Source organism: Streptomyces reniochalinae (assembly GCF_003323735.1).
GTDB classification, from domain to species: Bacteria; Actinomycetota; Actinomycetes; order Streptomycetales; family Streptomycetaceae; genus Streptomyces; species Streptomyces reniochalinae.
The window spans coordinates 274,411-295,080 of sequence record NZ_QOIM01000040.1; the positions used below are offsets into that span (position 1 = coordinate 274,411).

General features: G+C 72.8%; 18 protein-coding genes. 14 read left to right on the forward strand and 4 right to left on the reverse strand.

Going from position 1 to position 20,670, the window contains the following annotated elements; translation table 11 throughout:
• The first annotated feature begins 17 nt into the window (after window positions 1-17).
• The 5 genes from DQ392_RS23080 (at window position 18) to DQ392_RS23100 (ending at window position 5,671) form a co-directional block, all read left to right on the forward strand.
• Window positions 18-1,733, forward strand: a complete 1,716-nt coding sequence (locus tag DQ392_RS23080) for an OPT/YSL family transporter (RefSeq protein WP_114017607.1) — start codon at window positions 18-20, stop codon at window positions 1,731-1,733.
• A gap of 2 nt (window positions 1,734-1,735) precedes the next feature.
• Complete coding sequence (locus DQ392_RS23085; protein ID WP_245981842.1) at window positions 1,736-2,521, forward strand: AroM family protein; 786 nt, start codon at window positions 1,736-1,738, stop codon at window positions 2,519-2,521.
• Between the two features lie 82 nt (window positions 2,522-2,603).
• Window positions 2,604-3,074 (forward strand): GNAT family N-acetyltransferase, encoded by a 471-nt coding sequence (locus DQ392_RS23090; RefSeq protein ID WP_114017608.1) that lies wholly within the window; start codon window positions 2,604-2,606, stop codon window positions 3,072-3,074.
• A gap of 390 nt (window positions 3,075-3,464) precedes the next feature.
• Window positions 3,465-4,925 (forward strand): YfcC family protein, encoded by a 1,461-nt coding sequence (locus DQ392_RS23095; protein ID WP_425470590.1) that lies wholly within the window; start codon window positions 3,465-3,467, stop codon window positions 4,923-4,925.
• Window positions 4,926-4,999: 74 nt separating this feature from the next.
• The gene (locus DQ392_RS23100) at window positions 5,000-5,671 is read left to right on the forward strand and encodes a GOLPH3/VPS74 family protein (RefSeq protein ID WP_114017610.1); all 672 of its coding nucleotides are present in this window, start codon (window positions 5,000-5,002) and stop codon (window positions 5,669-5,671) included.
• 104 nt (window positions 5,672-5,775) lie between these two features.
• Here the strand turns inward: DQ392_RS23100 and DQ392_RS23105 are convergent, their stop codons facing one another.
• The 3 genes from DQ392_RS23105 to DQ392_RS23120 form a co-directional block, all read right to left on the reverse strand.
• Window positions 5,776-6,828, reverse strand: coding sequence for a hypothetical protein (locus DQ392_RS23105; protein WP_181856544.1), 1,053 nt, complete (start codon window positions 6,826-6,828; stop codon window positions 5,776-5,778).
• A gap of 223 nt (window positions 6,829-7,051) precedes the next feature.
• A complete protein-coding gene (aceB, locus tag DQ392_RS23115; protein ID WP_114017613.1) occupies window positions 7,052-8,680 on the reverse strand; it encodes a malate synthase A in 1,629 nt (542 codons plus the stop codon).
• A gap of 393 nt (window positions 8,681-9,073) precedes the next feature.
• Complete coding sequence (locus tag DQ392_RS23120; RefSeq protein WP_114017614.1) at window positions 9,074-9,745, reverse strand: nucleotidyltransferase family protein; 672 nt, start codon at window positions 9,743-9,745, stop codon at window positions 9,074-9,076.
• Between the two features lie 234 nt (window positions 9,746-9,979).
• On the opposite strand from DQ392_RS23120, the gene DQ392_RS23125 reads away from it, so the two are divergent.
• Complete coding sequence (locus tag DQ392_RS23125) at window positions 9,980-10,300, forward strand: DUF5955 family protein (protein WP_114017615.1); 321 nt, start codon at window positions 9,980-9,982, stop codon at window positions 10,298-10,300.
• A gap of 62 nt (window positions 10,301-10,362) precedes the next feature.
• On the forward strand, window positions 10,363-12,180 hold the full coding sequence (locus DQ392_RS23130) for a serine/threonine-protein kinase (protein WP_114017616.1): 1,818 nt from the start codon (window positions 10,363-10,365) through the stop codon (window positions 12,178-12,180).
• A 244-nt stretch (window positions 12,181-12,424) separates the two neighbouring features.
• Here DQ392_RS23130 and DQ392_RS23135 read toward each other — a convergent pair whose 3' ends face one another.
• Entirely contained in the window at window positions 12,425-13,258 is an 834-nt protein-coding gene (locus tag DQ392_RS23135; RefSeq protein WP_114017617.1) for an IclR family transcriptional regulator, read from the reverse strand.
• A gap of 247 nt (window positions 13,259-13,505) precedes the next feature.
• On the opposite strand from DQ392_RS23135, the gene allB reads away from it, so the two are divergent.
• The 7 genes from allB (at window position 13,506) to DQ392_RS23170 (ending at window position 20,626) form a co-directional block, all read left to right on the forward strand.
• The gene (allB, locus tag DQ392_RS23140) at window positions 13,506-14,849 is read left to right on the forward strand and encodes an allantoinase AllB (RefSeq protein WP_181856545.1); all 1,344 of its coding nucleotides are present in this window, start codon (window positions 13,506-13,508) and stop codon (window positions 14,847-14,849) included.
• A complete protein-coding gene (gene alc / locus DQ392_RS23145; protein ID WP_114017618.1) occupies window positions 14,846-15,979 on the forward strand; it encodes an allantoicase in 1,134 nt (377 codons plus the stop codon). Before allB ends, alc begins: the two co-directional genes overlap by 4 nt.
• A gap of 337 nt (window positions 15,980-16,316) precedes the next feature.
• Window positions 16,317-16,742 (forward strand): guanyl-specific ribonuclease, encoded by a 426-nt coding sequence (locus DQ392_RS23150; RefSeq protein ID WP_114017744.1) that lies wholly within the window; start codon window positions 16,317-16,319, stop codon window positions 16,740-16,742.
• A 251-nt stretch (window positions 16,743-16,993) separates the two neighbouring features.
• On the forward strand, window positions 16,994-17,923 hold the full coding sequence (locus DQ392_RS23155) for a sugar kinase (protein WP_114017745.1): 930 nt from the start codon (window positions 16,994-16,996) through the stop codon (window positions 17,921-17,923).
• Window positions 17,924-18,023: 100 nt separating this feature from the next.
• The gene (locus DQ392_RS23160) at window positions 18,024-18,674 is read left to right on the forward strand and encodes a bifunctional 4-hydroxy-2-oxoglutarate aldolase/2-dehydro-3-deoxy-phosphogluconate aldolase (RefSeq protein WP_114017619.1); all 651 of its coding nucleotides are present in this window, start codon (window positions 18,024-18,026) and stop codon (window positions 18,672-18,674) included.
• Between the two features lie 154 nt (window positions 18,675-18,828).
• On the forward strand, window positions 18,829-20,061 hold the full coding sequence (locus DQ392_RS23165; protein ID WP_114017620.1) for a cytochrome P450 family protein: 1,233 nt from the start codon (window positions 18,829-18,831) through the stop codon (window positions 20,059-20,061).
• Window positions 20,062-20,131: 70 nt separating this feature from the next.
• Window positions 20,132-20,626: a GNAT family N-acetyltransferase gene (locus DQ392_RS23170; protein WP_114017621.1), complete on the forward strand. Its 495-nt coding sequence runs from the start codon at window positions 20,132-20,134 to the stop codon at window positions 20,624-20,626.
• Window positions 20,627-20,670 lie beyond the last annotated feature (44 nt).

Genomic DNA, 20,670 nt, shown 5'->3' on the forward strand with positions numbered 1-20,670 from the left:
CGGAAAGACAGATCCGCATGAGCACTTCACCCCAGGCCCCCGCCCCGGAGACGGCGCGGACCCACCCCAGAGCGCTGGAGCCCGTCACCCTCGTGGTGACGGTCCTGCTCTCCGTCCTCGGAGCCGTGATCGGCCTCGTCCTGATCACCACGCTGGGCATCGCGCCGAACACCTCCGTCATCGGCGCGCTCATCGCCATGCTGATCGGACGGATCTCCTTCGCGGCGCTGTCGCGGATGCGTGACCCGCAGCGGCAGAACCTCGTGCAGTCCGCGATCTCCGGCTCCACCTTCGCCGCGGCCAACTCGCTGGTCACCCCGATCGCCGTGCCGTTCCTGCTGGGCAAGCCAGGGCTGGTGTGGCCGATGCTGGGCGGCGCGGTCATCGGGCTGGCCGTGGACAGCTGGGTGCTCTACCGGGTGTTCGACTCGCGGCTGCTGCCCGCCGCCGCCGCGTGGCCCGCCGGGATCGCCGCGGCCGAGACGATCAAGGCGGGTGACGAGGGCGGCCGCAAAGCAAAGCTGCTCGGCCTGAGCGCGGTCGTCGGCTTCGTCGGCTCGCTGTTCAAGCTCCCGATGAGCGCGGCGGGCGTCGCCTTCCTGGGCAACATCTGGGCGCTGCTGATGTTCGGTGTCGGCCTGCTGGTGGCGCAGTACGCGCCGACGCTGCTCGACGTCGACCTGTCGGCCAACTACGTGCCGCACGGCGTCATGATCGGCGCGGGCCTCGTCGCACTGGTACAGGCGGTGCTGATGATGCGGGACCGCAAGGGCGGCAAGGGCGGAAACGGCGCGAAGGGGACCGCTTCCGGCGCGGCACGTCCGGCGCGGGACGCGGAGGGCTCCTTCGACCCCGAGGTCCGTACGGTCGACTCCCGGCGGCTGCGGCGCGGGCTGCTGGAAGGGCTCGCCCTCTTCCTCGTCGGCGCCCTCTTCATCGCCTTCACCGGCGGTGTACTCGCCGACATGAGCGGCGCCGGACTGGTGGGCTGGGTGCTGCTCGCCGGGGTCGCCGCACTGGTGCACCAGCTCATCGTGGGCCTGGCGGCCATGCACTCGGGCTGGTTCCCCGCCTTCGCCGTCACCCTCATCTTCCTGATCCTCGGCCTGGTGCTCGGCATCCCGATGGTGCCGCTGGCCCTGCTGGTCGGCTACGCCGCCTCGACAGGGCCCGCGTTCGCCGACGTCGGCTTCGACTTCAAGGCCGGCTGGCTGCTGCGCAAGGGCGCCGTGCCCTGGCACCCGTACGAGATGGCGGGGCGGCGCCAGCAGTACGTCGCCCAGCTCGTCGGCTTCGCGGTGGCCATCCTCGTCGTGGCTCTCGCCTGGAAGCCGTTCTTCGAGGACGGCAGGGTGCCGCCGGTCGCCCAGGTGTACGTCGACACCATCAAGGCGGGGCTCACCGACACCCACACGCTGACGATGATGGCACTGTGGGCGATCCCCGGCGCGCTGATCCAGTTCTTCGGCGGCTCCTCACGCCAGATGGGCGTTCTGCTGGCGACCGGTCTGCTGGTCGCGACCCCGCAGGCGGGCTGGCTGGTGCTCGCCGCGCTCGCCGTCAGGGTCGGCTACTCCCGCTGGAAGACGCGGAAGAGGACACAGGCCGACGCGGATCCGTCAGCCGACTCCGACCCCTCAGCCGACGCGGACAACGAACTGGCGCTGGTCGGTGCCGGACTGGTGGCCGGCAGCTCGTTGAACGACGTCAGCCAGATCTACAAGGCGGTGTGAGCATGCGAGACGGCATGAGCGGGCGAGCCGGAGCGGCGACGCCGGACGGGAACGGCGCAACCCTGGGCCTGGTCACCATCGGACAGGCGCCCCGCACCGACCTGGCCGGGGACCTCGAGCCCTGGCTCGGCGGGCTGCGCGTGAGCGAGCACGGCGCGCTGGACGACGACGTCTTCGACGGCCCTGAGGGGCAGCGCACCCGCGCCGCCCTGGCTCCGGCCCCGGACGAGGCCCCGCTGATCTCCCGGCTGCGCGACGGCACCTCCGCCGTCCTGGGCCACGACGCGCTGGCGCCGCGCATGCGGGACGCCGTCGCCCGCTGCGCGGCGGACGGCGCGGCGGCCACGCTGCTGCTGTGCACCGGCAACTTCCCCCCGGTGCCACCCGTCCAGGGGGAGGGAAGCCGGCGGGGCCCGCACCCCGTCCTCTACGCCGAGTCCCTGGTCCAGCGCGGGGTCCGGGCGCTGGTCGGCGACGCCCCCGTGGGCATCGTCTGCCCCCTCGCCGAACAGCGCGCCGACGTGGCCCGCCGCTGGTCCCAGCTGCTGCCTGGGCCGCTGCGCGCCGCTCCCGCCAACCCGTACGCGGCCGACGCCCACGACGCCGTCGCCGCGGCGGCACGGCGCCTGGCGGAAGAGGGCAGCCGCTGGATCGTGCTGGACTGCATCGGCTACACCGGGTCGATGCGCCGCGCCGCCGCCCTGGCCGCGGGGCGCCCGGTCCTGCTGGCGCGCGCGCTGGCCGTGCGGCTGGCCGCGGAGGCCGCGACGGCCGCGTCCGGCGACTGAACGGAGGGCACGGCGGACGGCTGGACGGACAGCTGAACGGACCGCTCCTCGGCGTGTCGCCGAGGCCCACTACCCTGCGGGCATGATCCGCCCCGCCGTCCCCGCCGACGTTCCCGTCCTGCACACGATGATCCGTGAACTCGCCGAGTACGAGCGGGCGCCGGAGGAGGCCCGTGCGACCGAGGAGCAGCTGCGTGAGGCGCTCTTCGGTGAACACCCCGCCGTCCACGCGCATCTCGCCGAGGACGAGGCGGGCGAACCCGTGGGCTTCGCGCTGTGGTTCCTCAACTTCTCCACCTGGCGCGGGGTGCACGGCATCTACCTGGAGGACCTCTACGTCCGCCCGGCCGCGCGCGGCGGTGGGCACGGCAAGGCGCTGCTGACCCGGCTGGCCCGGCTGTGCACCGAGCGCGGCTACGAGCGCCTGGAGTGGTCCGTCCTGAACTGGAACGCGCCCTCGATCGCCTTCTACGAGGCGCTCGGTGCCCGCCCGCAGGACGGCTGGACGGTCTACCGCCTCACGGACAAGGCACTCAAGACGCTGGGCGCCTGACAACGCTCTTCCCCCTGCGAGCCGGCGAAGGGGCGCGGGTGACTGAATCCCTCCAGGGGGTACCTGCCGGCCGGGGGCCGGGGTACTCCGACGCTCGTCCGCCCGGCACCTGCGGCCCTGATGGCGATGTCGCCAGCCGGTTCTGCCCGCTATGACCCATTCCGGCCGTTATGCTGCGCTGTGTCGTTGTGCTGCCGGGTCGCTGCGTTGCCGGGTCGCTATGTTGCCGGGCTGCTGCGTTGCTGCGATTCGACGGGATGTGACACCGAGGCGGGAAAAGAGGCGCGGGGCGTGGGCGGAGCCGAGGACCCTTCGAGGAACGGAGCCCCGAAGAGCGGAGCCGAGGACCCTTCGGGGCGCGGCAGCCGGGGGTTCACCTTCCCCAGCGCGCTGACGGTCCTGGCGCTGGTCACCCTCCTGGTGTGGGTGATCGCCTTCTTCGTCCCCTCGGGACGCTACGCGCGCGACGCCGACGGCGCGCCCCGACAGGGCACCTACCACAGGGAGCCGTCCGGACTCGGCTTCCTCGACCGGCTCACCGACCTGTTCCTCTCCCCGGTCAACGGCCTCTACGGCGTCCAGGACCGCGAGACGGGACAGGTGGCCCCCGACGCCGCCGGCGAACTCTACGGCGCCGCGGGGGTGTTCTTGTTCGTACTCGCCATCGGCGCCTTCATCACCGTCGTCTTCGCGACCGGAGCCATGGACCGCGGCATCGGCCGCCTCGCCCACCGGCTGCGCGAGCGCGGCGCGCTGCTGATCGTCGGCGTCATGCTGATCTTCTCGCTGCTGGGCACCGTGGAGGGCTTCGCCGAGGAGACGCTCGGCTTCTACGGGCTGATCGTGCCGCTGATGCTCGCCCTGGGCTACGACCGGATGGTGGCCACCGGCACCATCGTCCTCGGCGCCGGGATCGGTGTCCTGTGCTCGACCGTCAACCCGTTCGCCACCGGCGTCGCCTCCTCCGCCGCCGACATCTCCCTCGGCGACGGCATCGTGCTGCGCGCCCTGATGTGGGTGGTCCTGACGGCGGTCACCATCGCCTACGTCGTCCGCTACGCGCGCCGCGTGCGGGCCGGGCCCGAGCGCTCGCTGTCCGGCTTCCTGCCCGGCGACCGCGACCGCGCCGAGGTGCGCTCCGACGCCGCCGAGCCGCCGCCGCTGACCGGCACCCACAAGGCCGTCCTGGTGACCGTCGTGCTGGTCTTCGCCTTCATGATCTTCTCGGTGATCCCGTGGGCGAGCGCGCTGAGCGGTGACGCGGACGCCACCCCCTACGGCTGGGAACCGGGCTGGTCCTTCCCGCAGCTCGCGGCGCTGTTCCTCTGCGCCGCGATCCTGGTGGGCCTCCTGACGCGGATGGGGGAGCAGCGGTTCACGGCGACGTTCGTGGAGGGCGTCGGCGACTTCGTCTCGCCCGCGCTGGTGATCGTGCTGGCCCGCGGCGTGACGGTCCTCATGAACAACGCGAAGATCACCGACACGGTGCTGCACTCCATCGAGGGCGCCGTCACCGGAGTGCCGTCCGCGCTGTTCAGCATCATGATCTTCGTCGTCAACCTGCCCCTCGCCTTCCTCATCCCCTCCACCTCGGGGCACGCCACTTTGGCCATGCCCATCCTGGCGCCGCTCGCCGACTTCGCGGGCGTCTCCCGCGCGGTGGTCGTCACCGCCTGGCAGGCGGCCAGCGGCTGGATGAACCTGTGGGTCCCCACCACGGCCGTCATCATGGGCGGCATCTCGCTGGCCCGGGTCGGCTACGACCGGTACCTGCGCTTCGCCGCCCCGCTGTTGGGCATCCTCGCCCTCCTGATCGCCGGTTTCGTCGCGCTGGGGGCCGTCCTGACGTAGCCCTGGGTGACGTTTGGGCCTCCAACGGGTGGGCAGCGGAACCTGGAAGAACGGGGATGCACCAAGGGGGACCCATGACCGTCACGTTGGGTGAGGAAATCACGCTGCTCTCGCTGGACGACGACACCGGTACGGCCAAGGACCGCCCCGCCGCGGGATGGGCCGTCGCGGGGGGCACGCTGCTGGAGCTGACACTGGCCGGGCGGGTGGCCGCCACCGAGGGCCGGCTCGCCGTCACCGATCCGACGCCGACCGGCGACGCGCTGCTGGACGGCCGCCTCGCCGCGCTCACCGAGTGGACCGCGCAGGACGACCAGGCCAAGGTCGGCGACTGGCTGTCCAAGGAACAGGCCAAGGCCTTCGACGCCGCCGTGGCGCACCTGTGCGCCCGCGGCGTCATCACCGAGAAGAAGCACCGCACGCTCGGCATCTTCGTCACCCGCCGGTATCCGGAGGCGGACGGCTCGGTGGAGCGCGAGCTGCGGCACCGGCTGGCGGACGTCGTCCTCGAGGGCGCCGAGCCCGACGAGCGCACCACGGGACTGATCGCGCTCCTGCACGCCTCCAACCTCCACGCCGTGGCCTTCCCCGACGTGGCCCGCAAGCAGGTCTCCCCGCGCATGGAGTCCATCGCCGAGGGCCAGTGGGCGGCGGAGGACGTACGCAGGGCGTTGCAGGACATGCAGGCGGTCCTCGCCGCGGTCATGCTCTGCACGACCGTGGCCACGACGGTCGCGGTGACCTGAGACCGCCGGCCGCGGCCCGCTGCCAGGGCCGCGGCGCGGCAGCCGCCCCGTCCGGCCGTCGGAGCCCTGGCACCGGCGGCCCTTGACGTGCCGGTGGTCCCCGCTCAGCGCTCGCAGAAGCGGGCCGTGCGCAAAGCGCCGCCCGCGTTCTCGTCGTCCGTTCCCAGCGCCCCCGTACGGGACCCCGGCAGGCAGGCCAGCGCCTCGATCTTGTGGTCGGGGAACGTTTCGAGCACGTCGGGGTCGTCGGCGATGTGCAGGGCGGCTCCGGAACGGTGCACCGCGACCGTGCCAGCCGTGTAGACCGCCGAGTCGAACGGGCCGTCGTCGCCCGGGTCCGAGGCGGAGCTGACGAGCAGCGATCCCGAAGCGGTGATCTTGAGGTCGGAGGCGTGCCGCACGTGCTCTGCCGGGTAGGGGGCGCGCAGTTCGGCGTCCGTCACCGCGCCGAAGCCGGTCCGGTGCGCGCCGAGGGAGACCCGGGCGGCGTAGACGGTGGAGGGCCTCTGGTCCTGGCCGCGGTCGGCCCACACGGCGGCGGGCTTCCCGTGCCGGGAGGTCAGCGCGAAGTCCTCGATGTTGTCGTCCTCGCCGATACCCGGCAGCGTGAAGGTGTCGCGGACGTGCGCCGTGCCGCCGTCCACGTCGAAGCGGTAGCCCTTGCCCTCGCTGGCCACGGCGACGTACTGGCCGTGGTGTCCCGGCACCTCGTCGAGGGATTCGAGGTCCACGGGGACGTCGCTGCCCTTCCAGTCCAGGGGCTGGACGTCGGCCTTCTGCCCGGGCCTGTAGGCGACCTCGGCCAGCCGGTTCTCGCCGGGCTTCTTGTTGTCGCGCACGATGAGCGCGTCGAAGCCGCCGTGACCGTGCCGGTGGGTGAGCACCATGCCGCTGACCCCGGAGGTCATGCCCGTCCCGGTGGAGGTCCAGTCGTGCCGCGTCGCCGCCTCCGGTGCGGAATGCGCCCCCGGCGCGGACGGCGCGGACGGCGCGGACGGCGCGGACGGTGCGGACGACGAGGAGGGCGCGGAGGCCGCTGAGGCTGCGGAGGACGGGGTGGCGGCCTGCGCGGGGGCTGCCGTGGCCAGTGCCGCGAGTGCCGCGGTGAGCGTGGCGGATCCGGCGAGGCACGTGCGTATCAGTGGCGAGCGTTGCATCTGTCGTCCGTTTCAGTCGTGCGAGATCGCAGAAGCTGCGAAATCACTCGTGACGCGCGTAGACGCGAATTGCCGGGACGCTAGTCGCGAAGCCCGATCGGTGCAACCACCGGTCAACACGGCGTCGACGTACCGCGACGGGCGGTGACCCGACCGGCGGACAGCCGGCAGGTCACCGCCCGTGGGGGCCGCGTGCGAGGCGGCAGGGGCTCGCCGAGGTGGCTCAGCCGCGCAGCATCTCGTACGCGGGCGTGGTCAGGAAGTCCTCGTAGTTCTCGTCGAGGGCGACCCGCAGCAGCAGGTCGTGGGCCTGCTGCCAGTGGCCGGCCGTGAAGGCATCCTCGCCGATCTCCTCGCGGATCGCGGCGAGTTCGTCGGCGGCGACCTGGCGCGCCAGATCGGCCGTGACCTGCCGGCCGGTGTCCAGCACGACCCCCGCGTTGATCCACTGCCAGATCTGCGAGCGGGAGATCTCCGCGGTGGCCGCGTCCTCCATCAGGTTGAAGATGGCCACCGCGCCCAGCCCGCGCAGCCACGCCTCGATGTAGCGCATGCCCACCTGGACGGCGTTGCGCAGCCCCTCGAACGTGGGGCGGGCCTCCAGCGAGTCGACGGCGATGAGGTCGGCGGCCTTGACGTCGACGTCCTCGCGCAGCCGCTCCTTTTGGTGCGGGCGGTCGCCCAGCACCGCGTCGAACGAGGCCTTGGCGATCGGCACGAGGTCCGGGTGCGCCACCCAGGAGCCGTCGAAGCCGTCGCCGGCCTCCCGGTCCTTGTCGGCGCGGACCTTCTCGAAGGCGACCTCGTTGACCTTCGCGTCCCTGCGGGAGGGGATGAAGGCGGCCATGCCGCCGATGGCGTGCGCGCCGCGCTTGTGGCAGGTGCGCACCAGCAGTTCGGTGTAGGCGCGCATGAACGGCGCGGTCATCGTCACCGCGTTGCGGTCCGGCAGGACGAAACGGGAGCCGGCGTCGCGGAAGTTCTTGACGATGGAGAAGAGGTAGTCCCAGCGGCCGGCGTTCAGCCCGGCGGCGTGGTCGCGCAGCTCGTAGAGGATCTCCTCCATCTCGTACGCGGCGGTGATGGTCTCGATCAGGACGGTGGCGCGGACGGTGCCCTGCGGGATGCCGCAGTAGTCCTGTGCGAAGACGAACACCTCGTTCCACAGCCGCGCTTCGAGGTGCGACTCGGTCTTGGGCAGGTAGAAGTAGGGGCCCTTGCCCGCGTCGATGAGGCGCTGCGCGTTGTGGAAGAAGTAGAGCCCGAAGTCGACCAGCGCGCCGGGCACCGGCTCTTCGTCGCAGACCAGGTGCCGCTCGTCCATGTGCCAGCCGCGCGGCCGCACCACGACGGTGGCCAGTTCCTCGGCCGGGCGCAGCGCGTAGCTCTTGCCGGTGCGCTCGTCGGTGAAGTCGATGCGCCGCTCGTAGGCGTCGGTCAGGTTGAGCTGGCCGCCGATAACGTTCTCCCAGGTGGGTGCGGAGGCGTCCTCGAAGTCGGCGAGCCAGACCTTGGCCCCGGAGTTGAGGGCGTTGATGGTCATCTTGCGGTCGGTGGGCCCGGTGATCTCCACGCGGCGGTCCAGCAGCGCGGGCGGGCAGTCGGCCACCCGCCACTCGCCCTCGCGCACGTGCGCGGTCTCGGGCAGGAAGTCCAGCGAGGCGGTGCGCGCGGTCTCGGCGCGCTTCTCGGCCCGGCGGGTGAGCAGCTCGTCGCGGCGGTGGGTGAACTCGCGGTGCAGCGCGGCCAGGAACTCCAGCGCGGCACCGGTCAGCACCTCGTCCTGCCTCGCGGGCCGCTGCCCGGATTCGACACCGACGATTTCCAGCGGAGAGGGCGCTGGTGCGGACATGGTGGGTCACTCCTTCAGACAGCGTGATGTGCGGCCGCCGGGCCTCGGGCGAAGCGGGGCGGCACGGGGTGCCGCGTGCCGCGCCGGGCGCGCGGAACACGGCCATGGCACCTCCGGGACAGGAAGGTGCTTCTGATCAGTGGAGATTAGTTTCCTCATAGTGGAACTTCAAGAGTTTGTTGACGTCGAGATATCTCTCACCCCGATCCGGCCCCGGAACCCGTCCCTGAGCTGACCCCGGGTGCCACCTCGCGCCCGGGCCATGCTCCTTGGGCGCGCGAGCCCTGCGGGTCGGCCACGCGCCGGGCGTGTGGTCCGCATACGCCCGTGCCGGGAGTCACGAGACAAAGACCAGGCAAGAGGGGAGAAGGAGGAAAAGAGGGCGTGCGCCGCTCACCTCAGCCGGTGGAGGTCTCCGGGGGTGTCGATGTCCGACGGGTCGGCCAGGTCCGCGCACTCCACGAGCGTCAGTGCCCTGTGGTGTGCGCGCAGGTAGGCGCGCGCCCCCGCGTCCTGACGCGCGCTGCGGGCGGCGCCCTCCCAGTGCGCGGCCCCCAGCAGCACGGGATGGCCGCGGCGCCCCTCGTACGCGGCCGCGGCCAGCGTGGCGGGGGAGCGGTAGGCGGCCCGTACACGGGCGACCACCTGCGCGCCGATCCCCGGCTGGTCCACCAGGGAGACGAGCGCGGCGTCGGCGCCGTCGCGCGGCAGCGCCGCAAGGCCGGTCCGCAGCGAAGTACCCATGCCCCGCTCCCAGTCGGGGTTGTCGACCAGAACGCACCCGGCCGGGCGCGCCGTCTCCCGCACCCGCTCGCGCGCGGCGCCCAGTACGACGTACACCGGATCGCAGCCGCCCTCGCGCAGCATGTCGGCCGCGTGCTCCACCAGTGGCCTGCCCCGGTAGGGCAGCAGCGCCTTGGGGCGTCCGCCCAGCCGTCGCCCGCCGCCGGCAGCCAGCAGCAGACCCGCGACTCGCGGGGGCGCCGTGCCCGGCGAAGGAGCGGTGGCGGTCTCGTGGCCGCCCTCGGTGTGCCGGCCGCCGGCCGGTGTCGGCTCCCCTGTCATGGTCCATCCCTACCGTGCGCCTACAGCCTGAGGGGGACACGGGCCCTCCTCCTTGGGGACGATCATTGGAAATGCACCCCCGAATCTCGCGTTCCGTGTGGCGCCACACGCGGAGAGTGTCGTTTACTGTCGGAACCTCCGACGACGTGGGTCACTGCTCGGAGGAACGGCACCTCCGGGCGAGCGTCTCGTCCCGGGGAGATCCTGTGGGGGGAGAGCGTGCGGAGCGAGACGATGGCGCAGCGGGGGCCGGTGGCCGCCGAGCCGGACACCGGTGTGGATCCGAGGGTCGAGGCGTTGCGGAGCGCCGTGCACCGGATGCGGCGGGAGCTGGACGCCTACCCTGCCGAGTTGCGTGACCGCCGCGAGGCGGAGCGCGAACTGGACGTACTGGCCGCCTCGGTGCACTCCGGCGCGCCGGCCACCGAGGAGCTGCGGCACGCGCTGCTGCTGCTCGCGGCCGCGGTCGGTTCCGTCAGCGCGCTCGCGCTGCCGCTGGCGGCCGTCCGTGAGGCCGTCGAGCTGTTCGGGACCGCCCCGCGCGCCGCGCACTGATCACCTGAGGGTACGGTCTTGTGGTCTTTCCAGGCCACCGACTATCCCAGGGGCAGCAGTTCATGGCTGACGGAGCGGCAGCAGAGATCTTCTCGCCACTGACCGACCAGGACCCCGCTTCGGTCGCCGGTTACCGGCTGGCGGCGCGGCTGGGCTCCGGCGGCATGGGCAAGGTCTACCTGTCCTACACGCCCGGCGGGCGCGCCGTCGCCATCAAGGTGATCCGGCCGGAGTTCAGCGAGGACCCGGAGTTCAGACGCCGCTTCCTGAGCGAGGTGCGCCTGGCGGAACGGGTGCAGGGCCTCTACACCGCGCCGGTGATCGACAGCGACGTCGAGGGCCACCATCCGTGGCTGGCCACGGCGTTCGTGCCGGGGCCCTCGCTCACCGAGGCGGTGGTCGGGCACGGCAGGCTGCCGGTCTCCTCGGTGCTGTTCCTGGTCGCCGGGATCGCCGAAGCCCTCCAGGTCATCCACAAGGCCGGCATCGTGCACCGGGATCTGAAGCCCTCCAACGTGCTGCTCGCCGACGACGGGCCCCGCGTCATCGACTTCGGCATCGCCCGTGCCGCCGACGCCACCGCGCTCACCGGCAGCGGCGTCACGATCGGCACCCCCTCGTTCATGGCGCCCGAGCAGGCGGAGGGCTCCACCGTCACCGAGGCCACCGACGTCTTCGCGCTCGGTCAGATCGCGGCCTACGCGGCGCTCGGCACCCCCGCTTTCGGCGAGGGCACGGCGCACGGTGTGCTCTACCGCATCGTCCACGACGAGCCCCGCCTGGACGGGCTTCCCGGGGAGTTGCGGGAGCTGGTCAGCGGCTGTCTGGCCAAGGCGGCTGAGGACCGCCCGTCGGCCGACGAGGTGCTGCGCATGTGCCAGGCGGCCTCCGGCGAGACGCAGCTGAGGCGGCCTGGCAACTGGCTGCCGGACGCCGTGGCCGCCGACATCGCCCGGCGCGCCGCCGCCCCGGTGCCTCCGTCGTCGCATCCCGCGACGCAGCCGGTCACCGGCGCCGCCCCGCAGGCGCCCGCGCCGGCCGGGGCCGGTGCGGCGGGCCCGGCGCCGGCTCAAGCGGCCGTGGCCGACGCCGAGACGGCGCACGGTCCCGCCGCTCCCGGTCCGGCCCCGGCGCCGTCCGCGCCGACGGCGAGCGCCGGGGCGCGGCAGCGGCCTCCCGGGTTCGGTCCCGCCGTCCCGCAGCCGCCCGCCGGGTTCGGCGGCCCGCCGCCGACGGTCGGCTACGGGCACCCGGGGCCCGTCGGCCCGTACGGCGCGCCGGGCCCTCCGCGGCCTCTGCCGCCGCGCCGCAAGTCGAACGCGTTCAAGATCGTGGCGGTGAGCCTGGTCGTGGGGGCGCTGATCCTGGTCGGCGGGTGCTCGGCGCTGCTGGAAATCATCCGGGGTGCGGGCAGCGGGGCGGGGCAAGGCCCGACGTCCTCGGACGAGCGGCGGCCGAAGGCCGATCCCGAGCCCGCGAACTACAAGAACATCGAGCTGCCCAACAAGTACTTCCTGGCCATGTCAGACGATCCACTCGAACCGCGCGAGCTGGGCGAGGGCGGCGTGACCTCGGAGCTGACGTACCTGAACGTGAGCACGGACGGGCCGAGCCTCGGCATCGACAAACCGAACGGCAAGCTGTCCCTGCTCCGTGACGCGCAGAAAGGTTCGCTCGACACCTGCCGCAAGGAGACGCGGTTCACCGACGACGTCCTGCTGAACCGTCTGGCGCCCGGAGCCCGGATGTGTCTGCGGACGAGCTCCGGGCACGTCGGTCTGGTCACCTACCGCGGCCGCTCTCCCGAGGGCGACACCAGCGACTACGTGAAACTGGACGTCACCGTCTGGCGGGACGCCATCGAGGCGAAGAACCCGTAGGGCCTCTCTTTCGCCCTAGGGAGTGTCTTCAAAGTAGCGGCGTCCGCCCGGAGGGCGGGCCTGGCGGTGTCTGGTGCGTGCGCTCGCAAGGCGGAGGAGGGAGTGCCTGCGTGGGGGCACCTCCCGGGGCGAGCGAAGCCGAGCCCTGGGGGAAGCGGCGACCGACGACAACGCCGCGAGCGTGCGTGCCAGACACCGCCAGGCAGGCGGGACTTTGAAGACACGACCTAGCCGGTCCGCGGGCTCACTGGCCGTTTCCGTTGCCGCCGTTGCCCGAGCTGGCCAGCGCGGCGGACAGGTCGGCGGCGACCTCGTGGAGCAGGGGGACGAACTTGTCGGTGGCGGCGTCCGTGACGCGTCCGGCGGGACCCGAGATGGAGATGGCCGCCGAGGTGGGGGAGTCGGGCACGGTGACGGCGATGCAGCGCACGCCGATCTCCTGCTCGTTGTCGTCGGTGGCGTATCCGGCTTCGCGCACGTGCCCGAGGGCGTCCAGGAAGCCCTCGGGGGTGGTGATCGTCTTCTCGGTGGCCGCCGGCATGCCCGTGCGCCCGAGCAGGGCCCGTACCTGGTCCTCCGGGGTGTGGGCGAGCAGCACCTTGCCGACGCCGGTGGAGTGGGGCAGCACCCGGCGGCCGACCTCGGTGAACATCCGCATCGAGTGGCGCGAGGGCACCTGGGCGACGTAGACGATCTCGTCGCCGTCGAGCATCGCCATGTTCGCCGTCTCGCCGGTCTCCTCCACGAGCCGCGCCAGGTAGGGGCGGGCCCAGGTGCCCAGCAGGCGGGAGGCGCTCTCGCCGAGGCGGATGAGGCGGGGTCCGAGCGCGTAGCGCCGGTTGGGCTGCTGGCGCACGTAGCCGCAGGAGACCAGGGTGCGCATCAGGCGGTGGATGGTGGGCAGCGGCAGTCCGCTGGCGGTGGACAGCTCGCTGAGCCCGACCTCGCCCCCGGCGTCCGCCATCCTTTCCAGCAGGTCGAAGGCCCGCTCCAGGGACTGCACTCCGCCGGATGCGGCAGGGGCCGTGGCAGCCTGGGCTGCACTGGCGGTGGGCTTGCGCTCTGCGGACGGCGGCACGTCGCGTTCCTTTCCTGGCCTGCGGTCAGGCGCATGGTATCGGGGGTGGGGGCGGCGGACCGCCTCCTGCGGATCGCCTCCGGTACTCGCCCGGCACAGACACCGGTCTTCTTCTGTATGGCGAAATTCTAGTTCCAGTTTGTGGACTTCTCCAAGGGGAGAACCCTTGACTGGCTCTTCCCGGCGGATGAGGATTCGTTCAACAGATCGTTTCAACAGTTCGTTGAAGAGGCTGAAGGAGGCCGGTTTGTCCGACGTGCGGCTCGTCCTGCGCTCACGGCGCGTCCTCACCCCCGAGGGGGAGCGTCCGGCGACCGTCACCGTCAACGGTGCCGGCCGGATCGAGGACGTGCTGGGGTACGACGCGGAAGTACCACCCGGCGTCGCCCTGGAGGACGTCGGCGACGACGCGCTCCTCCCCGGCCTGGTCGACACCCACGTCCACGTCAACGACCCGGGCCGCGCCGAATGGGAGGGCTTTTGGACGGCCACCCGGGCCGCGGCGGCCGGCGGCATCACCACCCTCGTCGACATGCCGCTCAACTCCCTCCCGCCCACCACCACCGCCGACAACCTGCGCACCAAGCGCGAGGTCGCCGAGCCCAAGGCCCACATCGACGTCGGCTTCTGGGGCGGCGCGATCCCCGGCAACGTCGCCGACCTGCGGCCCCTCCACGACGCGGGCGTCTTCGGCTTCAAGTGCTTCCTCTCCCCTTCGGGCGTGGACGAGTTCCCCGAGCTGAACCGGGAGCAGCTCTCCGCCGCCATGGCCGAGATCGCCTCCTTCGACGGGCTGCTCATCGTGCACGCCGAGGACCCCGGGGCGCTGGCCGCCGCTCCCCACAAGGGCGGCCCCGCCTACCGGGACTTCCTCGCCTCCCGCCCCCGCTCCGCCGAGAACGACGCCATCGCCCTGCTCATCGAGCTCGCCGAGCGGCACGGCACCCGCGTCCACGTCCTGCACCTGTCCTCCAGCGACGCGCTGCCCCTGCTGGCCAAGGCGCGCGCCGACGGGCTCCGCCTCACCGCCGAGACCTGCCCGCACTTCCTCACCCTGACCGCCGAGGAAGTCCCCGACGGCGCCACCGAGTTCAAGTGCTGTCCGCCCATCCGCGAGAGGGAGAACCAGGACGCGCTCTGGCAGGGCCTGGCCGACGGCACCCTCGACTGCGTCGTCTCCGACCACTCGCCCTGCACCACCGACCTCAAGACCCCCGACTTCGGCACCGCGTGGGGCGGCATCTCCTCCCTCCAGCTCGGGCTGCCCGCCATCTGGACAGAGGCCCGCCGCCGCGGGCTCGCCCTCACCGACGTCGCGCGCTGGATGTCCGAGGCGCCCGCCCGGCTGGCCGGCCTCGACACCAAGGGAGCCATCGCACCCGGACGCGACGCCGACTTCGCCGTCCTCGCACCCGAGGAGACCTTCACCGTGGACCCGGCGCGCCTGCACCACCGCAACCAGGTGACCGCCTACGCGGGCAAGACGCTCAGCGGCGTCGTCCGCTCCGCTTGGCTGCGCGGCGAGCGCGTGGCCGACCACGGTGTCCCCACCGGGAAAACCGGCCGACTCATCGAAAGGAAGGCAGCATGACAGCGGCGCAGACCGCCGGAATACCCAGCTACACCGGAGACGCGGAGCCCTACTCGGGCGGCGACACCTACGCCGACTACCGCGCACCGGAGGCCGGGTTCCCCTTCGCCCACCTCCCCGACCTGGCCGACCGACGGCTGGGCGCCACTGTCATCGCCGCCAACGACGAGTTCTTCGCCGAGCGGGAGAACCTGCTCAACCCCGAGCGCGCCGAGTTCGACCCCCACGCCTTCCAGCACAAGGGCAAGATCATGGACGGCTGGGAGACCCGCCGTCGCCGCGGCGCCTCCGGCGAGAGCCCGCACCCGGCCGAGGGCGAGAACGACTGGGTGCTGATCCAGCTCGGCACCCCCGGCGTCGTCCGCGGCCTCGTCGTCGACACCGCGCACTTCCGCGGCAACTACCCGCTGGCCGTCTCCGTCGAGGCCACTTCCGTGCCCGGCTCGCCCTCGCCCGAGGAACTCCAGGCCGACGACGTGAAGTGGACGACCCTGGTGCCGCACACCCGCGTCGGCGGTCACGCCGCCAACGGGTTCACCGTCACCGAGGAGAAGCGCTTCACCCACCTGCGGCTGCGCCAGTACCCCGACGGCGGCATCGCCAGGCTGCGGGTGCACGGCGAGGTCGTGCCCGACCCCGAGTGGCTGGGCGCGCTGGGCAGCTTCGACCTGGTGGCGCTCGAGAACGGCGGACTCGCCGAGGACGCCTCCGACCGCTTCTTCTCCCCGCCGGTCAACACGATCGTCCCGGGCCGCTCGAAGAAGATGAACGACGGCTGGGAGACCCGCCGCCGCCGCGACAACGGCAACGACTGGATCAGCTACGCGCTGACCGGTCAGGGCCGCGTGCGCGCCGTCGAGATCGACACCGCCTGCTTCCGCGGCAACGCGGCCGGCTGGGTGGCCCTCGTCGGCAAGGACGGCGAGAGTGGCGAGTGGAGGGAACTGCTGCCGCGCACCCGCCTCCAGCCCGACACCATCCACCGCTTCCTGCTGACGGAAGCGCCTGCGGTCACGCACGTGCGCATGGACATCTACCCCGACGGCGCCATCTCCCGCCTCCGCCTCCACGGCTCCCTCACCGACGAGGGCGCCCGCCGCCTCGCGGCGCGCCACGCCGAGCTGAGCTAGGAGTTCCCTGCGGCTCCCGGGCTCCCGGGCTCCCGGCCCCCGCCCGGTAAGGGGGTGCCACTGTCCGCAGTGCGCGGGCCGCGGGTGGACTGTGGCTCGTCGCGCCGTTCCCCGCGCCCCTTCGGGGCACGCCCACGCCTCCCAGCCGCGCTGGGGACCCGGGTTCGTCCGGTCCAAAGAGCAGCACGAGAGGCCCTGGTCGCCGTCGGCGACCAGGGCCTCTCGCGCCGTCGCGAAGGGAACAGCAGCCCGACGCGGCGGCGCGTCAGCGTGAACGCCCCGCAAAAATCCGGTACTTGCCGTTGACACGTCGTCTACGCGCGTCACCATGGGTGCCATGAGATTCCCCCCACACATCAAGCGCATCGGCGCCGCGGGCGCCCTCGCCGCCGCCCTGCTCGCTGGCGGCCCCGCCCTCACCACCGCGAGCGCCGCCGCACCGGCGCCCACCGTGGCGGCGGCCCAGCACGTCGCCGCCGTCGGCGACATCTGTGAGTCGAAGCTCCCCGCCGAGGCGCACGAGACCCTCGACCTGATCGAACAGGGCGGCCCCTACCCCTATCCGCAGGACGGCACCGTCTTCCAGAACCGCGAGGGCGTCCTCCCGGATCAGAGCGAGGGCTACTACCACGAGTACACCGTCGAGACCCCGGGCTCGGACGACCGCGGCGCCCGCCGCATCGTGACCGGCGAGGAGGAGCAGGAGGACTACTACACGGCCGACCACTACGAGTCCTTCGACCTCGTCGACTACACCTGCTGAGACCGCACGAGCGCAGAACCGGGCTCCGGGTCCCCACGCCCCGGGCTCCGCGGCGGCCGTTGTCCCGTATTGGGACGGCGGCCGCCGCTTTGCGTGTAACGTTCGGCTCTCATCACCGGTGCCCCGGCCCCCCGGGGGTGGTCAACCCGCCGTGAACGGGTAACGTTCCCCACAGAGAGTGATGCGTCGGCGGTGGATATGGGGAGTTACCGGTGAGAAACGGCCCGGAAGCGGTCACGTGCGGTGAGGCCATGCTGCTCATGCTCGCCGAGCCCGGCCTTCCTCTGGAACGAGCGACGCACTTCCGGCGTTCCGTCGCGGGCGCCGAGTCGAACGTCGCGGCGGGCCTTGCCAGGCTGGGCCACTGGGCCCGCTGGATCGGCCGCGTCGGGGACGACCCCGCGGGCGAGGCCGTCCTGCGGGAACTGCGCGCCGACGGCGTGGACGTCTCCTGCGCCGAGATGGACCCCGAGTCGCCCACCGGGCTGCTGCTGCGCGACAGCCACCCCCAGCGCGCCATCGACGTCCAGTACTACCGCACGGGCTCCGCGGCCTCACTGCTCAGCCCGGCGCAGATCACCCCCGAGGCGCTGGCCGGGGTGCGGCTCGTCCACGTCACCGGCATCACGCCGATGCTCTCCGAGGACGCCGAACGCGCCACGCACGCCCTGATCGAGGGCGCCAGGCAGGCGGGCGCCACCGTCTCCTTCGACCCCAACGTCCGCCGCAAGCTGGGCACGGAACACGAGTGGATACGGCGCGTCGGCCCGCTGCTGCGCGAGGCCGATCTCGTACTCGCGGGGGAGGACGAGCTGGAGCTGCTGCTGGGCGCGGGCCCCGAGGAGGGCGCCAAGGCGCTGCTGACGCTGGGCCGCGCCGGCACGGTCGTCGTCAAGCACAGCGACCACAGCGCGGTCGCCCACACCGTCGAAGGCCGTTGGCGGCAGGAGCCGTTCGACGTCCCGGTGACCGACCCGGTGGGCGCGGGCGACGCGTTCGCCGCGGGGTGGCTCTCGGCCCGGCTGCGGGGGCTCGACCAGCAGCGCGCGCTCGCCGAGGCGGCGTGCGTGGCCGCGCTGGTCGTCCAAGCGCCGGGAGACACCGACGGGCTGCCCACGGCAGCGGGCCGCGACCGCGCGCTGGAGGCGTTCACCCGCGGCACCGATCCGGTCCACCGCTGAGTCCCGCACCCCCCGCCGGGTGACCCGACGAGCCCGCGGATCCGGCGGGCGAAGGCCGGCGTCCCGGCATCCGACAGATCAAGAGAGGCGGCGAACTGCCGTGTACCGCTGGGAGATCACCAAAGCAGCGCTGGAACAGCGCGTCTTCGCCATCGTGCGCGCGGACAGCTACGAGAAGGCCACCGCCACCGCCGACACCCTCCTCGGCGCGGGACTGACCAGCATGGAGATCTCGCTGACCACGCCGTACGCGTTCGACGCGATCACCACGCTCCGGCGGGAGACCGGCGAGGAGACCGTGATCGGCGCCGGCACCGTCCTGGACGGGCCCTCGGCGCGGCGTGCCGTGGAGGCGGGCGCGCACTTCCTGGTCTCGCCCAGCCTGGACGAGGAGGTCATACGGACCGGACACCGCTACGGCGTGCCCGTCTTCCCCGGGGTCGCCACGCCCACCGAGATGGTGCGGGCGCTGGAGCTGGGCGCCGACGGCCTCAAGCTCTTCCCTGCCTCGGCCCACGGCCCCCGCTGGCTGCGGGACGTGACCGCGGCGCTGCCCCAGGCCCCGGTGCTGCCCACCGGAGGTATCACGGTGGAGACGGCGCCCGAGTGGATCGCCGCGGGAGCGGTGGCCTGCGGTATGGGCTCGGCGCTCACCGAGGGCGACCGCGAGGCGGTGGCCAAGCGCGTCACGGAGCTGCTCCAGAGCCTCGCGGACGCGGCACCCACAGGTGCCCAGGGCTCCTACCGCTGACTGTTCGGCCCGCCGCCGTCCCGTTCGGCTCGGCTCGCCGCCGAACCCGCCGGGCTCGCCCAGCCCGCCGGGCTCGCCGTCCGGCCGCCTGGCACCTGGCCGGATAACGCCAGTGGAACGCGCTCGCTCCGCCCGCAGTCCGTACGATCGCGCCATGGCTGACCTGAGCGTGGTGGAGCTGAGCCCGGACGCGGACGGCATCGTCGACCTGGCGGCGCTGGGGGAGGAGTTCGTCCGTGACCCCTACCCCTTCTACGCCGCACTGCGCGAGCGCGGTCCCGTGCACCGCGTCCGCATCCCCGAAGGCGCCCTCGCCTGGATGGTGGTCGGGCACGACGCGGCGCGCGCCGCCCTGGCCGACGACCGGCTCTCCAAGAACTGGGACAACGCCGCGCCCGAAGCGGGGGCCGACTCCGTCTCCTCCGGCTACCACATGCTGATCGCCGACCCGCCCGACCACACGCGGCTGCGCAAACTGGTCGCCCGGGAGTTCACCACGCGCCGGATCGCGGCCCTGGAGCCGCGCATCCGCGAGATCACCGGGGAGTTGCTGGACACCCACCTCGCCGGTCGCGAAGGCCGGGCCGACCTGGTGGCGGCGCTGGCCTTCCCCCTGCCGATCACCGTGATCTGCGAACTGCTCGGCGTCCCGGGACTGGACCGCGACCGCTTCCGCGCGTGGTCGGACAACGCGCTGGGCATCGCCCCCCGCGAGGAGAAGACCGTCCACGCGCGGGCCCTGAGCGGCTACCTGGCCGAACTGCTGGAGCACCGCAGGTCCCAACCGGGCGACGACCTGCTCAGCGCCCTGATCCGCACCAGCGACGAGGAGGGCGACCGGCTCGACCAGCGGGAACTGCTCGGCATGGCCTGGCTGCTGCTCGTCGCCGGGTACGAGACGACCGTCGGGCTCATCGCCAACGGCATCCTCGCGCTGCTGCGCCACCCCGGCCAACTGGCCGCGCTGCGCGCGGAGCCGGCGCTGCTGGAGGGCGCGGTCGAGGAGATGCTGCGCTACGACGGCCCGGTGGAGACCACCACCTACCGCTTCACCACCGAGCCCGTCGAGATCGGCGGCACGCTGATCCCCGGCGACGGCCAACTGGTCCTGCCGGTGCTGGCCGACGGCGACCACGACCCGGCGCGCTTCCCCGACGGCGACACCTTCGACATCCGCCGCGCCCCGCGCGGCCACCTCGCCTTCGGCCACGGCCTGCACTTTTGTCTGGGCGCCCCGCTGGCCCGTCTTGAGGCGCGGGTGGCCGTCGGCATGCTGCTGGAGCGCACCAGCGCGCTGGAGTTGGACGCGGATCCGGCCACGCTGAGGTGGCGGGAGGGCGTGCTGCTGCGGGGGGTCAAAACCCTGCCGGTGCGGTGGGCGCGGTGACGGCGCGCGGCTCGGGGAAGGCCGGTGCGGAACCCCCCAGTGGTCTGGACCGGCTGCGTAGGCTACGGGCATGCGGATCAGCCAGTGCCGGGAAGAAGACGTCGAGACGCTCGATGCGCACATGCCTTTCCGGGGGGCGACCTCGCACCACGGGGTGCGCTGGGCGCGACAGCGGGAGGGCCGCTGCACCTTTCTGGTGGCCTGGAGCGAGGAGCGTCCGGTGGGCAGCTGCGAAGTCCGCTGGGAGGGGTGTGAGGCTCCCGAAGTGCGCGCCGTCCACCCCGACTGCCCCGAGGTGAACGGGCTGGGGGTGTGGCCGGAGACGCTGCGCTCCGAGGGCATCGGTACGGCGCTCATCAAGGAGGCGGAGCGCCTGGCCACCGGGCGCGGGTGCCGGGCGATCGGGCTGGGCGTCGAGAAGAACAACCCCCGCGCGCACGCGCTCTACGACCGCCTGGGCTACCGGCCCTCCACGCCGTACCTCGACTGCTGGAGCTACGAGGACGGCTCCGGGGTCACGCACAGGGTGGCCGACGCGTGCGTGTTCATGGTCAAGCTCTTCTAGCGCCCGGCCGCCCGCCCACGGTTGTCCTTTCGTCCTGACAATCG

Bases quoted from the DNA above. Each gene is read 5' to 3' on its own strand.
- alc (WP_114017618.1), top strand. From the start codon at position 14,846: ATGACAGCGGCGCAGACCGCCGGAATACCCAGCTACACCGGAGACGCG.
- DQ392_RS23125 (WP_114017615.1), top strand. From the start codon at position 9,980: ATGGCGCAGCGGGGGCCGGTGGCCGCCGAGCCGGACACCGGTGTGGAT.
- DQ392_RS23120 (WP_114017614.1), bottom strand. From the start codon at position 9,745: ATGACAGGGGAGCCGACACCGGCCGGCGGCCGGCACACCGAGGGCGGC.
- DQ392_RS23090 (WP_114017608.1), top strand. From the start codon at position 2,604: ATGATCCGCCCCGCCGTCCCCGCCGACGTTCCCGTCCTGCACACGATG.
- aceB (WP_114017613.1), bottom strand. From the start codon at position 8,680: ATGTCCGCACCAGCGCCCTCTCCGCTGGAAATCGTCGGTGTCGAATCC.
- DQ392_RS23105 (WP_181856544.1), bottom strand. From the start codon at position 6,828: ATGCAACGCTCGCCACTGATACGCACGTGCCTCGCCGGATCCGCCACG.
- DQ392_RS23085 (WP_245981842.1), top strand. From the start codon at position 1,736: ATGCGAGACGGCATGAGCGGGCGAGCCGGAGCGGCGACGCCGGACGGG.
- DQ392_RS23130 (WP_114017616.1), top strand. From the start codon at position 10,363: ATGGCTGACGGAGCGGCAGCAGAGATCTTCTCGCCACTGACCGACCAG.
- DQ392_RS23155 (WP_114017745.1), top strand. From the start codon at position 16,994: ATGCTGCTCATGCTCGCCGAGCCCGGCCTTCCTCTGGAACGAGCGACG.
- DQ392_RS23080 (WP_114017607.1), top strand. From the start codon at position 18: ATGAGCACTTCACCCCAGGCCCCCGCCCCGGAGACGGCGCGGACCCAC.
- DQ392_RS23165 (WP_114017620.1), top strand. From the start codon at position 18,829: ATGGCTGACCTGAGCGTGGTGGAGCTGAGCCCGGACGCGGACGGCATC.
- DQ392_RS23100 (WP_114017610.1), top strand. From the start codon at position 5,000: ATGACCGTCACGTTGGGTGAGGAAATCACGCTGCTCTCGCTGGACGAC.
- DQ392_RS23150 (WP_114017744.1), top strand. From the start codon at position 16,317: ATGAGATTCCCCCCACACATCAAGCGCATCGGCGCCGCGGGCGCCCTC.
- DQ392_RS23170 (WP_114017621.1), top strand. From the start codon at position 20,132: ATGCGGATCAGCCAGTGCCGGGAAGAAGACGTCGAGACGCTCGATGCG.